Annotated in this window: 12 protein-coding genes; 8 read left to right on the top strand and 4 right to left on the bottom strand. The window is 70.6% G+C overall.

Annotated elements, in window-relative coordinates:
• Positions 1-48 precede the first annotated feature (48 nt).
• Positions 49-660, top strand: coding sequence for a TetR/AcrR family transcriptional regulator (locus ACYVAQ_RS03205; RefSeq protein ID WP_460787006.1), 612 nt, complete (start codon positions 49-51; stop codon positions 658-660).
• A gap of 97 nt (positions 661-757) precedes the next feature.
• Here the strand turns inward: ACYVAQ_RS03205 and ACYVAQ_RS03200 are convergent, their stop codons facing one another.
• Complete coding sequence (locus ACYVAQ_RS03200; RefSeq protein WP_460787005.1) at positions 758-2,062, bottom strand: cytochrome P450; 1,305 nt, start codon at positions 2,060-2,062, stop codon at positions 758-760.
• Positions 2,063-2,128: 66 nt separating this feature from the next.
• On the opposite strand from ACYVAQ_RS03200, the gene ACYVAQ_RS03195 reads away from it, so the two are divergent.
• Both ACYVAQ_RS03195 and ACYVAQ_RS03190 read left to right on the top strand, forming a co-directional pair.
• Complete coding sequence (locus ACYVAQ_RS03195) at positions 2,129-2,857, top strand: HAD family hydrolase (protein WP_460787004.1); 729 nt, start codon at positions 2,129-2,131, stop codon at positions 2,855-2,857.
• A gap of 17 nt (positions 2,858-2,874) precedes the next feature.
• Complete coding sequence (locus ACYVAQ_RS03190) at positions 2,875-5,355, top strand: glycoside hydrolase family 65 protein (RefSeq protein WP_460787071.1); 2,481 nt, start codon at positions 2,875-2,877, stop codon at positions 5,353-5,355.
• A gap of 6 nt (positions 5,356-5,361) precedes the next feature.
• Here the strand turns inward: ACYVAQ_RS03190 and ACYVAQ_RS03185 are convergent, their stop codons facing one another.
• The 3 genes from ACYVAQ_RS03185 to ACYVAQ_RS03175 all read right to left on the bottom strand — a co-directional run bounded on the left by ACYVAQ_RS03185 (position 5,362) and on the right by ACYVAQ_RS03175 (position 8,301).
• On the bottom strand, positions 5,362-5,547 hold the full coding sequence (locus tag ACYVAQ_RS03185; protein ID WP_460787002.1) for a hypothetical protein: 186 nt from the start codon (positions 5,545-5,547) through the stop codon (positions 5,362-5,364).
• 41 nt (positions 5,548-5,588) lie between these two features.
• Positions 5,589-6,356 carry a hypothetical protein gene (locus tag ACYVAQ_RS03180; RefSeq protein WP_460787001.1) on the bottom strand — a complete coding sequence of 256 codons (768 nt, stop codon included), beginning with the start codon at positions 6,354-6,356 and terminating at the stop codon, positions 5,589-5,591.
• An 82-nt stretch (positions 6,357-6,438) separates the two neighbouring features.
• Entirely contained in the window at positions 6,439-8,301 is a 1,863-nt protein-coding gene (locus tag ACYVAQ_RS03175; protein WP_460787000.1) for an APC family permease, read from the bottom strand.
• A 79-nt stretch (positions 8,302-8,380) separates the two neighbouring features.
• Between ACYVAQ_RS03175 and ACYVAQ_RS03170 the strand changes: the two genes are divergently transcribed.
• The 5 genes from ACYVAQ_RS03170 to ACYVAQ_RS03150 all read left to right on the top strand — a co-directional run bounded on the left by ACYVAQ_RS03170 (position 8,381) and on the right by ACYVAQ_RS03150 (position 12,400).
• Positions 8,381-9,427, top strand: coding sequence for a sensor histidine kinase (locus ACYVAQ_RS03170; protein ID WP_460786999.1), 1,047 nt, complete (start codon positions 8,381-8,383; stop codon positions 9,425-9,427).
• A complete protein-coding gene (locus tag ACYVAQ_RS03165) occupies positions 9,424-10,104 on the top strand; it encodes a response regulator (protein ID WP_460786998.1) in 681 nt (226 codons plus the stop codon). The genes ACYVAQ_RS03170 and ACYVAQ_RS03165 overlap by 4 nt, the downstream gene beginning before the upstream one ends.
• 199 nt (positions 10,105-10,303) lie before the next feature.
• Positions 10,304-11,092, top strand: a complete 789-nt coding sequence (locus ACYVAQ_RS03160) for a hypothetical protein (protein WP_460786997.1) — start codon at positions 10,304-10,306, stop codon at positions 11,090-11,092.
• An 83-nt stretch (positions 11,093-11,175) separates the two neighbouring features.
• On the top strand, positions 11,176-11,697 hold the full coding sequence (locus ACYVAQ_RS03155) for a SigE family RNA polymerase sigma factor (protein ID WP_460786996.1): 522 nt from the start codon (positions 11,176-11,178) through the stop codon (positions 11,695-11,697).
• A complete protein-coding gene (locus ACYVAQ_RS03150) occupies positions 11,687-12,400 on the top strand; it encodes a hypothetical protein (protein ID WP_460786995.1) in 714 nt (237 codons plus the stop codon). The genes ACYVAQ_RS03155 and ACYVAQ_RS03150 overlap by 11 nt, the downstream gene beginning before the upstream one ends.
• Positions 12,401-12,431: the final 31 nt, after the last annotated feature.

Genomic DNA, 12,431 nt, shown 5'->3' with positions numbered 1-12,431 from the left:
TCGGAGCCTAGCGACGACATCGGCGGCTGTCACCAAGGGAGTCAGGGAATGAGCGCCACGTCACCCGCGACGCGGACGGTGCAGAGCCGGTCGATCGACGTACGCCGGCGCATCCTCGAGGCGGCCGTCGCCGTCCTCGTCGAGCACGGGTACGCCGGCGCGACCACCCTGCGGATCCAGGACCGCGCGGGCGTGAGCCGGGGCCGGCTGCTGCACCACTACCCCTCCCGCGACGACCTGCTCATCGCGGCGTCGCACCAGCTGGCGAGCAGCCGGATCGCCGAGCTGACGTCGGACACGACCTGGCCGGAGGACCCGGGCGAGCGGATCGACGCGGCCGTCGAGACGCTGTCGACCTGCTTCACCCAGGGCGGCTACTTCTGGGCGGCCACCGAGCTCTGGCTCGCGGCCCGCAACCACGAGGAGCTGCGCGCCCAGCTGCTGCCCCTGGAGCGCGAGCTCGCCGCGGAGGTACGCCGGGCCGCGGACGGCTACTTCGGCGAGGAGCTGGCCGCCCACCCGGAGTTCCGCGACCTGCGCGAGGTGATCTTCACCAGCCTGCGCGGCATGGCGCTGAGCCGGGCGTTCGACCCGCGCGACGAGCCGATCCAGCGGCACATCGCGCGGCTGCAGCGGCTCGCGCGGTCCGTGCTGCTCTGAGGCACCGTCGTACCTGACCAACGCGTTGGGTTTCCGGCGCAGAACCAACGCGTTGGTCAGGTACGACGGACCTACGCGCCGCCGAGGGAGCAGGCGCTCAGGCGGGCGCGCCGACGCGGTCGCCGGTGAAGACCGGGAGCGCCTCGACGCCGTACACGGCCGACAGCCTGCGGAACTCGAGGTCGTCGAGGTCGGCGGCCATGGAGAGGTCCGGGAACCGCTCGGCGAGCATCCGCAGCGCCGTCCGCAGCTCCATGCGGGCGAGCTCGGCGCCGACGCAGCGGTGCATGCCCCAGCCGAACGCCAGGTGCCGCGTGGGCTCACGGGTCGGGTCGAAGTCGCCGAGACCGGAGCCGAGGACGGGATCGCGGTTGGCGGCCATCAGCGAGACACCGACGGCGTCGCCCTCGTGGATGGTGACCCCACCGACCGTCACGTCGCGCTTCGCGAAGCGCAGGAACGCCAGCTGGACGACGCACAGGTGCCGGAGCAGCTCCTCGACCACCTTGTCGACCGACTCCGGGTCCGAGCGCAGCATCCGGCCGGCCTCGGGGTTCGTGGCGATCAGGTAGGTGCCGAGCGCGAGCATCGAGGCGGAGGTCTCGTAGCCGCCGAGGAAGACGCCGTCGGCGATGCCGCCGAGGGTGAGGTCGTCCAGCTCGTCGCCGTGCTCCTTCAGCAGCGCGCCGATCAGGCCGTCGCCGGGGTTGGCGCGCTGCTCGCGCACCGCGTTGATGAGGAACTCGCGCGTCCCCTTCTGCGCGCCGAACGCGCCGGCACCGCCCTCGCTCAGGTCGAAGCGCGCCACGCCGAGCTCGAGGAACTTGGCGCGGTCGTCGACCGGCAGCCCGAGCAGGTCGCAGATCACGTCGAAGGGCACCGCGAAGGCGAACTCCTGCACCATGTCGACCGCCCCGCCGTCGGCCCCCGCGGACGCCATCGCCTCGAGCCGCTTGGCGACGATCTCCTCGATGCCGGGCTGCAGGCGGGCGAGCCGGCGCATCGTGAACTCGGGCGTCAGGTAGCGCCGCAGCGTCGTGTGCAGCGGCGGGTCGGTCATCCCGAGACCGCCGATCTGCTCCTCCTCGGACTTCCCCTCCTGGGAGACGAACTGGCCGAGGTCGTTGGACCAGGTGTCCGCGTCGCCGGCGAGGACCTCGCGCGCGGCGTCGTACCCGCTCACCAGCCAGACGCTCTTGCCGAACAGGGTCGCCAGCTTCTTGACCGGCGCCTCGGACTGGACGTCCATCAGCGCCGGGAGCGGGTCCAGACCGTCACGCTTGAGCGGCAGGGACAGCGACTCCGGCAGGAAGCGCAGCTTGCGGAGGTCGATGCCGTCCTTCATGGTCCGGTTGAGCAACCAGACTCCGACGCGGTTCTTCGCGAACCCGATGAGGCCCATGAGCCCCATTCCACCATCAAATGCGCCTCATTCCCGCCTCGACGCGACCCCTACTAGCCTGTGCGCATGCCGCCCGAGACCCTGGACTGGAGCAGGTACGACGCCGCGCTGTTCGACCTCGACGGCGTGATCACGCCGACGGCGGAGGTCCACATGCGCGCCTGGGCGCGGATGTTCGGCGACTTCCTCGCCGGCCTGCCGGGACAGCCGCCCTACACGGACGCGGACTACTTCCGCTACGTCGACGGCAAGCCGCGGTACGACGGGGTGCGGTCCTTCCTGGCCTCGCGCGGCATCACGCTGCCCGAGGGCGCGCCCGCCGACCCGATCACCGCGGAGACGGTGTGCGGCCTCGGCAACCGCAAGGACGAGCTGTTCGGGGAGGTGCTGGAGCGCGACGGCGTGGCCCCCTACCCCGGCTCGCTCGCGCTGCTCCGACAGCTCAAGGAGCAGGGCACACCGATGGCGATCGTGTCCTCGAGCCGCAACGCGCCGGCGGTGCTGACGGCCGCGGGGCTCCTCGACTACTTCGACACCGTCGTGAGCGGCGCGGTCGCCGCCGAGCTCGGGCTGGCCGGCAAGCCCGCACCGGACACCTTCCTGCACGCGGCCTCCGAGCTCGACGCCGAGCCGGACCGCACGGTGGTGTTCGAGGACGCGGTGAGCGGCGTGGCCGCCGGGCGGGCCGGGCACTTCGGCCTCGTGGTGGGCGTGGACCGCGGCGCCGGGGCCGAGGCGCTGCTGGAGCACGGTGCGGAGGTCGTCGTACGGGACCTGCAGGAGCTGGTCCGGTGAGCCCCGGCGCCTCGCACGTGGCCCCGCCGGCCACCGACCCGATGGACCGCAGCCGCTTCCCCGCCGACGAGTGGCGACTGGTCGAGACCCGCTTCGACGCCGCCGACCTCGGCACCACGGAGTCCCTGTTCACCGTGGGCAACGGCTACCTCGGGATGCGCGGCAACTACGAGGAGAGCCGCGACGCCCACGTCGACGGCACCTACCTCAACGGCTTCCACGAGACCTGGCCGATCCTGCACGCCGAGGAGGCCTACGGGTTCGCCCGGGTGGGCCAGACGATCGTCAACGTCCCGGACCCCAAGGTGATCCGACTGTACGTCGACGACGAGCCGCTGCACCTGTCGAAGGCCGACCTGCTCGAGTACGAGCGGGTCCTGGACTTCCGCGACGGCACGCTGACCCGCGAGCTGGTGTGGCGCACGCCCGGCGGCAAGCGGATCCGGGTGCGCAGCACCCGGATGGTGCCGCTGGACCAGCGCCACCTCGCGGTGATGACCTACGAGGTCACCGTGCTCAACCTGCCGGCCTCGGTCACGATCTCCTCGCAGCTGCTCAACCGGCAGGACCGCGAGCTGATCAAGGAGGACGAGACCGCCGAGAACGTCGACCCGCGCAAGGCGTCGGCCTTCGACCGGCGTGTGCTCGTGCCGGTGCTGCACAGCGCCGACGCGGAGACCGGCCGGCTCGAGCTCGGCTACCACACCGCGGAGTCCGGGCAGACCCTCGGCGTGGTCGTCGACCACCAGCTGGAGAGCACGTCCACCGCCCGCGTCGACGCCTACGCCGACGAGGACAGCGCGAAGGTGATCTACCAGCTCGCCGCGCAGGCCGGCGAGACGATCCGGCTCACCAAGCTGGTGTCCTTCCACCACGCCGACTCGGTCCCGCCGCGCGAGCTGATCGACCGCTGCGAGCGGACCCTCGTCCGGGCTCGCGAGGCGGGTCTGGCGCAGATCCAGGAGACCCAGCGGGCGTGGCTGCGGCTGTTCTGGGAGCGCGCCGACGTCGAGATCCCGGGTCACGCGGGCATCCAGCAGGCGGTGCGCTGGAACCTGTTCACGATCCTGCAGGCCGCGGCGCGCGCCGAGGGCCAGGGCATCCCGGCCAAGGGCGTGTCCGGCTTGGGCTACGGCGGTCACTACTTCTGGGACACCGAGATCTACGTCCTGCCGTTCCTGACCTACACGCTGCCGTGGGCGTCGCGGAACGCGCTGCGCTACCGGCACACCCTGCTCCCCGCGGCCCGGCAACGGGCGCGCGAGCTGGCGCAGAAGGGCGCCCTGTTCCCGTGGCGCACCATCAACGGCCAGGAGGCCTCGGCCTACTACGCCGCGGGCACGGCGCAGTACCACATCGACGCCGACATCTCGTACGCGTTGAGCCAGTACGTCGGCGCCACCGGCGACGACGAGTTCCTCGCCAGCGGCGCCATCGACATCTTCGTGGAGACCGCCCGGCTGTGGGCCGACCTCGGCTTCTGGAGGGACGAGTCCCGGCGTACCTTCCACATCCACGGGGTCACCGGCCCGGACGAGTACACGACCGTCGTCAACGACAACCTGTACACGAACGTCCTCGCGCGCTTCAACCTGCGCCGCGCCGCGCACGCGGTCTGGGAGCTGGAGCGGGACAACCCGGCGGCGTACGCCGACATGGTGCGCCGGACCGGGCTGCGCGAGGAGGAGCCGGACGAGTGGGCCTCGGCCGCGGCCGGCATGTCGATCCCGTACGACGAGTTCCTGGGCATCCACCCGCAGGACTCGCACTTCCTCGAGCGCGAGCTGTGGGACCTGGAGAACACCCCGCTGGACAAGCGGCCGCTGCTGCTGAACTACCACCCGCTGGTGATCTACCGCTTCCAGGTGCTCAAGCAGGCCGACGTCGTGCTCGCGCTGTTCCTGCAGAGCGAGGAGTTCAGCGCGGAGCAGAAGAAGGCCGACTTCGACTACTACGACCCGATCACCACGGGCGACTCCACGCTGTCCGGGGTGGTGCAGTCGATCATCGCCGCCGAGGTGGGGTACGCCGACCTGGCGCTGCGCTACTTCCTCGGCTCCCTCTTCGTGGACCTCGCCGACCGGCACGCCAACACCGCCGACGGGCTGCACATCGCGTCGACCGGCGGAGTGTGGAGCGCACTGGCGTGCGGCTTCGGTGGCTTCCGTGACCTCGGCGCGGCCCGCGGCGAGGAGCAGTGGCAGCTGGACCCGCGGCTCCCCGAGTCGTGGGAGTCGCTCACGTTCCGGCTCACGCTGCGCCGCACCCGGGTGCGGGTCTGCGTCCGGGCGAGCGAGCTGGAGCTCCAGATCGAGGAGGGCTCGGGGCCGGTGACGTTCAAGGTCCGGGACAAGCTGGTGACGGTCTCGACAGACGAGGCGGTCGTCGTACCTCTCGAGCACCAGGGGCCACGGCTGGTCGGCGAACCGGTCAACCCGGCCGGGGTCCAGCGCGCCGACGGGACGGTCCTCAGCGCGACCGTGCCGTCGGGCGACTGACTCGGGTCAGGACGCGTCGTCGGGCGGGTCGGCGTAGGAGATCGAGTCGGCGCTGACCGGGCCGTCGTCGTCGGTGTTGACCGCGGCCGCGCCGGTGGTCATGGCGGCGATGACCGCGGCCGAGGCGACCCAGCGGCCGGTGACCATGACGGTGCGCCGGCGGCGGGACGGGCGTTGTTCGGGTACCTCCATGACCTCAGACGATGACAGGCCTGTCTGAGAAAGACATGAAGTCAGACCTTGCGGTCCTCGGGGCTCTGCGGGAGGAAGTTCTTCGCGATCTCGTCCCACGCCTTCTCGATCAGGTCCTCCATGTCGAGCTCCATCGCCCTCTGGATGTAGGGCTTGGCGAGCTCGACGCGCACGACCTTGAGCAGGAACCGGCGCAGCTCGGACTCCAGGCCGGTCATCTTCTGGAACACCGCGCCGCGGCGGGTGGAGGGCTGGATGCTCAGGCCCACCTGGTCCTCGGCGGGGGTGAGCAGCTCCATCCGGATCGTCGTCGGGGCGACGGTGTGCACGACCAGCTGCAGCGGCACCACGACGTCGGCGTCGAAGGTGAGCGTGTCGAAGGGCAGCTCGAGGGTGAAGGTGACGGCGATCGGCAGGTCGACGCCGTACGTCAGGAGGTCGCCGGGGATCTCGGCGGCGCTGCAGCCCGTGAACCGGCCGAACACCTTGACGCTGGCGAACGCGCGGCCCGGGCCGGCACCCATCGGACCGAGCTCGATGGTGGGACCGAGCAGGGCGTCGATCGTGTCGGCCACCCGGCCGGGGTTGAGCACGCGGCGGATGTAGTGGCGGCCGAACTGCTCGTAGCTGATCTCGACGCCTGTCGGTGCCTCGACCGGACGCGGCCCGAGCGTGGACTCGGGCTCGGCGGTCGGGACCGCCGCGACGGGCGCGGCCGGGTCGACCTCGGGCAGCAGCCCCGGGGCGACCTCGAGCGCGGCCTCGCTGGGCGTGAGCCTCGGCGGGAAGGTCGGCACTGCGTCGCTCACCCTCGGTCACGCCCCCTGGTCGTCATCAGCACCGTGTCGTCGCGCCGCGCGGACACGGTGCTAGCGAAAGTTAGCACCAGGGTCACCCGGCGTGGATGTGGGGTCGACGCCGCCGATCGGGCTCGGCGCGGCGGACGACCTCGCGGGTCAACGGTGCCACCTCACCGCCGCCGAAGAGCAGGAAACGGGCCAGCTGGCCCAACGGGTCGCCCTCGGTCCACTCGAAGTAGATGTGCGGACGCACGCCCGTCCGGGCGTAGATGTCGAGCAGGAGCGCGGCAAGGGCGTTCGGCACGGTGGCGGCACGAACGGTCAGTACCCGGAACTCGTCGTGCAGGACCTCGCCGTGCACCTCGATCCGGCTCTCGAAGTCGGAGTAGTCCGCGACGGTGACCTCCACGAAGATGATGTCACCGGCGTCGGGCAGCTCGTGGTCGTCGACGACCTGCAGCACCTTCTCCCGGTACTCCGCCACGTCCCGCGCGCCCGGTTCGTTGGCCACCAGCCGGATGCTCCGCCGCGCACAGTCGCGCACGAACGACTCGGCCTTGGCGTCGTAGGTGATCTCCGTGGCGCGCAGCTCCAGGGAGCGGAAGATCCGCGACACGAGCGAGACGACGATGATCGCGGCGATGAAGCACCCGCCGATCTTCACGCCGTCCGGTCGCTCCCTGACGTTGTCGATCGTCGTGTAGGCCATCACCAGGGAGATCGCCACGAACGCGGCCGTCCAGCCGTGCTGCCTCGCCTTCCGCGCCGCCAGCGCGACCGCGACGCTCGCCGAGGTCATGAGCACCAGCACACCGGTCGCGTAAGCGCCGCCCTGTGCGTCGACGCTGGCGTCGAAGATCCAGGTGATGAAGAAGGCGGTGACGGTCAGCACCAGCACCAGCGGCCGCGTCGCGCCCGCCCACTCCGGCGACATGCCGTAGCGGGGCAGGTAGCGCGGGATCAGGTTGAGCATGCCGGCCATCGCCGAGGCGCCTGCGAACCACAGGATGAGGATGGTGGAGAGGTCGTACGCCGTACCGAAGGTGTCGCCCAGGTAGAGGTGGGCCAGGTAGGCCAGCGCGCGGCCGTTGGCCGAGCCGCCGGTCCCGAACTCCCTCGCCGGGATCAGCCAGGTCGTCACCAGGCTCGACGCGATCAGGTAGACGCTCATGATGATCGCGGCCGTGGTGAGCAGCCGCTTGGTGTTGCGGATCCGTCCGGCGGGTCGGGTCGGCTGGTCGTCGGCGTCGCCGCGCACGTGACCCATCACCGCGACGCCGGTCTCGAACCCGGACATGCCCAGCGCGAGCTTCGGGAACAGCGTCAGCGACACGGCGATCATCAGCGCGACGTTGCCGTGCTCCAGCGTCAGCGAGTGCCACCAGTCCGGGACGACGTGCCCGTGGTGGATCACGTGCACCACGCCCACCGCGATGACCACCGCGTTGAGGGCCAGGTAGGCGACCACGAGCGCGACGGCGACCCCGATCGCCTCGCCGAACCCGCGCAGGAACACCGCACCGAGCAGCGCGACGAGGAACAGCGTCACCCACATCTCCTTGCCGTGCAGGTACGCCGGCACGTGCGGGTTCTCGACCGCGTGGGCGGCCGCGTCGGCGGCCGAGAGCGTGATCGTGATGATGAAGTCGGTCAGCGCGAAGCCCAGCAGCACGAGCACGAAGAGCTTGCCGCGCCAGAACGGCAGCAGCCGCTCCAGCATCGCGATCGAGCCCTGGCCGTGCGGGCTCTCCTGCGCCACCCGCCGGTAGACCGGCAGCGCACCGAACAGCGTGAGCAGGACCAGGATGATCGTCGCCATCGGGCTGAGCAGGCCGGCCGCCAGGAACGCGATGCCGGGCTGGTAGCCGAGCGTCGAGAAGTAGTCGACACCGGTCAGGCACATGACCTTCCACCAGGGGTGCGGCCTGTCGTGCTGCTCCGAGATCTCGCTCACGGAACCATCCAACGCCGCCGGAGCCCGGACGGAACGGTTGCTAACAGGTCCCTAACGTCCTCCCGGTCACAATGGCGGTGTGCTCAGCCAGCAGCGTCGGACCGTGGGCTACCTGGTCGGGATCGCCGGCCCCCTCGCCCTGGTCGTCCCCCTCGTCGCGCAGCGCGGCCACCTCGGGCTGGCGGGCGACGTGTCGGCGTACCTCGTCGTGGTGGTGGTCAGCGCGCTCGTCGGCGGGATCGGCCCCGCGCTGGTGGCCGCGGTCTGGAGCGGGCTGCTGCTCAACTACTTCTTCACCGAGCCGCTGCACACCCTGGCCATCAACGACCCCGACAACGTCGTCGCGGTCGCTGCCTTCGTGGTGGTGGCCGCGATGGTCAGCTGGGTCGTCGACGTCGCCGCACGACGGGCGGACGCGGCGGCGGCCGCGGCCGAGCTGGAGGCCGCCGACCGGATGCGTACGGCGCTGCTCGCGGCCGTCGGCCACGACCTGCGCACGCCGCTGGCGACGGCCAAGGCGGTCGTCTCGGGCATGCGCGACGCCGAGGTGACGCTCTCCGAGCAGGACCGGGGCGACCTCCTGGCGACCGCCGACTCGGCCCTCGACCGGCTCAGCGGACTGGTCGACAACCTGCTCGACATGAGCCGGCTGCAGGCGGGCGCGCTGCCGGTGCGGCTGCGGCCCACGGTGCTCGAGGAGGTGGTGGCGCAGGCGCTGGACCACCTCGACGTCGCCCCGCGCTCGGTGGTGCTGGAGCTGCCCGAGGACCTGCCCGCGGTCGTGGCCGACGCCGGTCTGCTCGAGCGGGTCCTCGCCAACCTGGTCGCCAACGCCCAGCGGTTCTCGCCGGCCGACCGACCCGCCGCCGTGGTCGCGGACGCGGTCGACGACTGGGTGGAGGTCCACGTCGTCGACCACGGACCCGGGATCGCGCCGGGCGACCGGGGCCGGGTGTTCCTGCCGTTCCAGCGGCTGGGCGACACGACGACGGCGTCCGGGGTCGGGCTCGGGCTGGCGCTGGCGCGCGGCCTCACCGAGGCGATGGACGGCCGGCTCGTCGCCTCCGACACCGAGGGCGGCGGGCTCACCATGACCGTCCTGCTGCCGGCGGAGGCGGCGTCGTGACCGCGCCCCGGGTCCTCGTCGTCGACGACGAGCCGCAGATCCTGCGGGCGCTCGGCATCAACCTGCGGGCGCGCGGCTGGGCCGTCGACACCGCGGGCGACGGCATCGAGGCGCTGTACAAGGCCCGCTCCTCGGCGTACGACGTCGTGGTGCTGGACCTCGGGCTGCCCGACCTGGACGGGGTCGACGTGCTGGCCGGGCTGCGCGAGCGGTCCGACGTACCGGTGCTGGTGCTGTCCGGTCGCGGTGACAGCGTCGACAAGGTGGAGGCGCTCGACGCGGGCGCCGACGACTACGTGACCAAGCCCTTCGGGATGGACGAGCTGCTCGCCCGCCTGCGTGCGTTGGTACGCCGCCACGCCGGCCCCGACGACCCGGAGCCGGTCACCTTCGGTGACGTCGTCGTGGACCTCGCCGCGAGGCGGGTGACCCGCGCCCGCGTCGACGTACGCCTCACCCCGACCGAGTGGCACCTGCTCGAGGTGCTGGCCCGCAACCCCGGCCGGCTGATGTCCCAGCGGCAGCTGCTGACCGAGGTCTGGGGGCCGGGCTACGAGACGGCCCAGGGCAACCTGCGCCTCTACATGGCCCAGCTGCGGCGCAAGCTCGAGCCCGACCCCGCGCGGCCCGTGCACTTCCGGAACGAGCCGGGGATGGGCTACCGCTTCGAGCCCTGACGGGGTCTGGTGGACCTGCGTGTGGCAGCGGCGAACCAAAGCTCCGTGCACTCCAGGCGCGGCCGTTCGCGCGCGAGTCGGTGCAGGCGCCCGGGCATGGTCCGCGCAATTTCGTCAAAAGGCTCCAGCGGACTGTGATGTATGACACAGTGGCGCACCTTGGGGGTCAGCGGCGGGCGCCGCCGGAACGGGGAACGTCATGTTCATTCGTCGATCGCGCGGCAAGGGGGAAGGCCACGCAGGGCTCGACGGCACGCTGGCAAAGCAGGCCGCGATGTTTCTCCTGGGGGCGGGGCTTGCCGTAACAACAGCGGCCGGTCTCGTCCCTGGCTCGCTCCTTCCGGCTGCAAGCGCAGTCGACGGGGTCGGGTGCGTCGACAACGGCGATGCGGGGGCCATCTCCGGCGCCCAAGTTGACGGCGGTCCGACCTACACCGCCAGCGGCACACGAGCCGACGTATGGGTCGTTCCCGTCTCCAGTGTCGATTGTCAGCACATCCAGTCTCTGTTCACATGGAGCAGCAACGGTCTTGGTGGGTTCGAGGCTGGCTATCTCATCGGGTACAGCAACTGCCAGGGATATACCGGCCACTTCTACAGCACGCCCCATCTCTTCTACTGGGCCTATAGAAGCGATCACGTACTGTCGGGCTGCGCCGTGCTTGACGCCACCGTCGACTCGGGCACGTCCCCAACGATCCGGGGCTCCGACACGGATCGGAACGGCTACTGGAGTGCCTTCCTTAACGGCAACAACCTTATGCCCAACGGCATCCCGCTCGACTTCACACAGGGTGCTAACGGATGGGGCATGGAGCGAGGCGCCACCACCGACAACGGGTATTCGCACTTCAACAACCTGAGCGAATACCACGCGAACACCGGCTGGTCGACCTGGGACGAGATGCAGAGAAACGCCGATAGCGACCCGGGTTGGCACTACGTCGAGGTCAACAGCTACACCGGTGGGTCCGAGCGGGATCAATAGAAAACTCCCAAGGCCGAAGCAGCGTTTCGGGTCAGCCAAGGCGTCTAGTAGGTGTGAGGGCAGCCGAAGCCGAGAGGAGTGACATGCGAGTTCGCGATGAGATGGACGAGCTTGTCGCTGCTCATGGAGATCGACTGCTCCGTGTTGCCTACCTGCTGACCGGCGAACAATCCGCGGCGGAGGATCTCCTGCAAGACACGTTGCTTCGGGCCCAGCAGAAGTGGGCGGCCGTGAGCCGCGCCGACAACACCGGCGCGTACGTACGGCAGATGCTGGTCAACCTCCATCTCTCCCAGGCGCGCCGCCGGCGAGTCGCCACGGTGAGTCTCGAGATCGCCGGCTCGGCCGCCTGGGTCGGCACTGACGACCCCGGAGATCTCGTCGCCCAGCGCCAACAGCTGCGGGATGCCTTGCAGCGACTACCCCCGCGCCAGCGGGCCGTACTGGTCCTCCGCTTCTACGAGGACCTGGACGACACCGCGATCGGCGACGCCCTCAACATCTCCCCGTCGACCGTCCGAAGCACCGCGGCCCGCGGTCTCACATCCATTCGATCCACGCTGGACGATCCCGACTACGAACGGAACACCCGAAATGCACTCTGACGAGACCCTCGCGAACCGCCTGCAGGACCTGGCCGACAACGTCGACTCCGCCGGCGTCGAGCGCGTACGCCTGCGCGTACGGAAGGCGCACCCGAGTCGCTGGTCAATGCGCCGGCCCATGCTCGCCACCGGCATGCTCGGCGCGGCCGCAGCCGCAGCCGCGATCCTCACGCTGAACGCGACCGGCGTCCTCGGCGGCGCTGCTCAGCACTCCACCACGACTGCGTCGGCCACGGGCCAGGATGGAGTCAACGACTTCATCCCCTTGGCTCATCCAGGCAAGCCATGCCTCGGAGGAGTGAAGACGCCTTTGGCGAGCCTTCCCGCGCAGGCAGGGCCTGCGGTATGGATGCCTTCCGCCGCACTCGCCAACAAGACCAACCTGACGGGCGTCTGGAGCTGCGGCACCGGACCTGCACTCACGTTCGGTAACATCTCCGTCTACTTCGAACCGGCTACCAACACGCCGGACGACAAGAAGCAGTGGTTCACTGACCTCGCCGAGCAAGGTCACGGAGGGCAGGTTGAAACGCTGCTTGGCCAGCCGGCGTTCGTGGATGGTCCCGACGGTAACGGAGGGGTCGGCGAGGCCGTGGTCGTCGTAGGCAACACCCTCATCAGGGTGATCGGCGACGGTCAGGCGACGGGTGATGACCTGGCGGCGATCGTGAGCTCGATCGACGTCGCCCACCCCCTTCAGTGACAACCTACGCCCCGGCGCACAGCTTCACCCC

The organism is Nocardioides maradonensis (assembly GCF_054777115.1).
The sequence above is the reverse complement of the archived record's forward strand: the minus strand, read 5'-3'. Positions and strand labels throughout refer to the sequence as shown.

Coding starts and splice junctions, on each gene's coding strand:
- ACYVAQ_RS03205 (WP_460787006.1), top strand. CDS start 49: ATGAGCGCCACGTCACCCGCGACGCGGACGGTGCAGAGCCGGTCGATC.
- ACYVAQ_RS03200 (WP_460787005.1), bottom strand. CDS start 2,062: ATGGGCCTCATCGGGTTCGCGAAGAACCGCGTCGGAGTCTGGTTGCTC.
- ACYVAQ_RS03195 (WP_460787004.1), top strand. CDS start 2,129: ATGCCGCCCGAGACCCTGGACTGGAGCAGGTACGACGCCGCGCTGTTC.
- ACYVAQ_RS03185 (WP_460787002.1), bottom strand. CDS start 5,547: ATGGAGGTACCCGAACAACGCCCGTCCCGCCGCCGGCGCACCGTCATG.
- ACYVAQ_RS03160 (WP_460786997.1), top strand. CDS start 10,304: ATGTTCATTCGTCGATCGCGCGGCAAGGGGGAAGGCCACGCAGGGCTC.
- ACYVAQ_RS03155 (WP_460786996.1), top strand. CDS start 11,176: ATGCGAGTTCGCGATGAGATGGACGAGCTTGTCGCTGCTCATGGAGAT.
- ACYVAQ_RS03150 (WP_460786995.1), top strand. CDS start 11,687: ATGCACTCTGACGAGACCCTCGCGAACCGCCTGCAGGACCTGGCCGAC.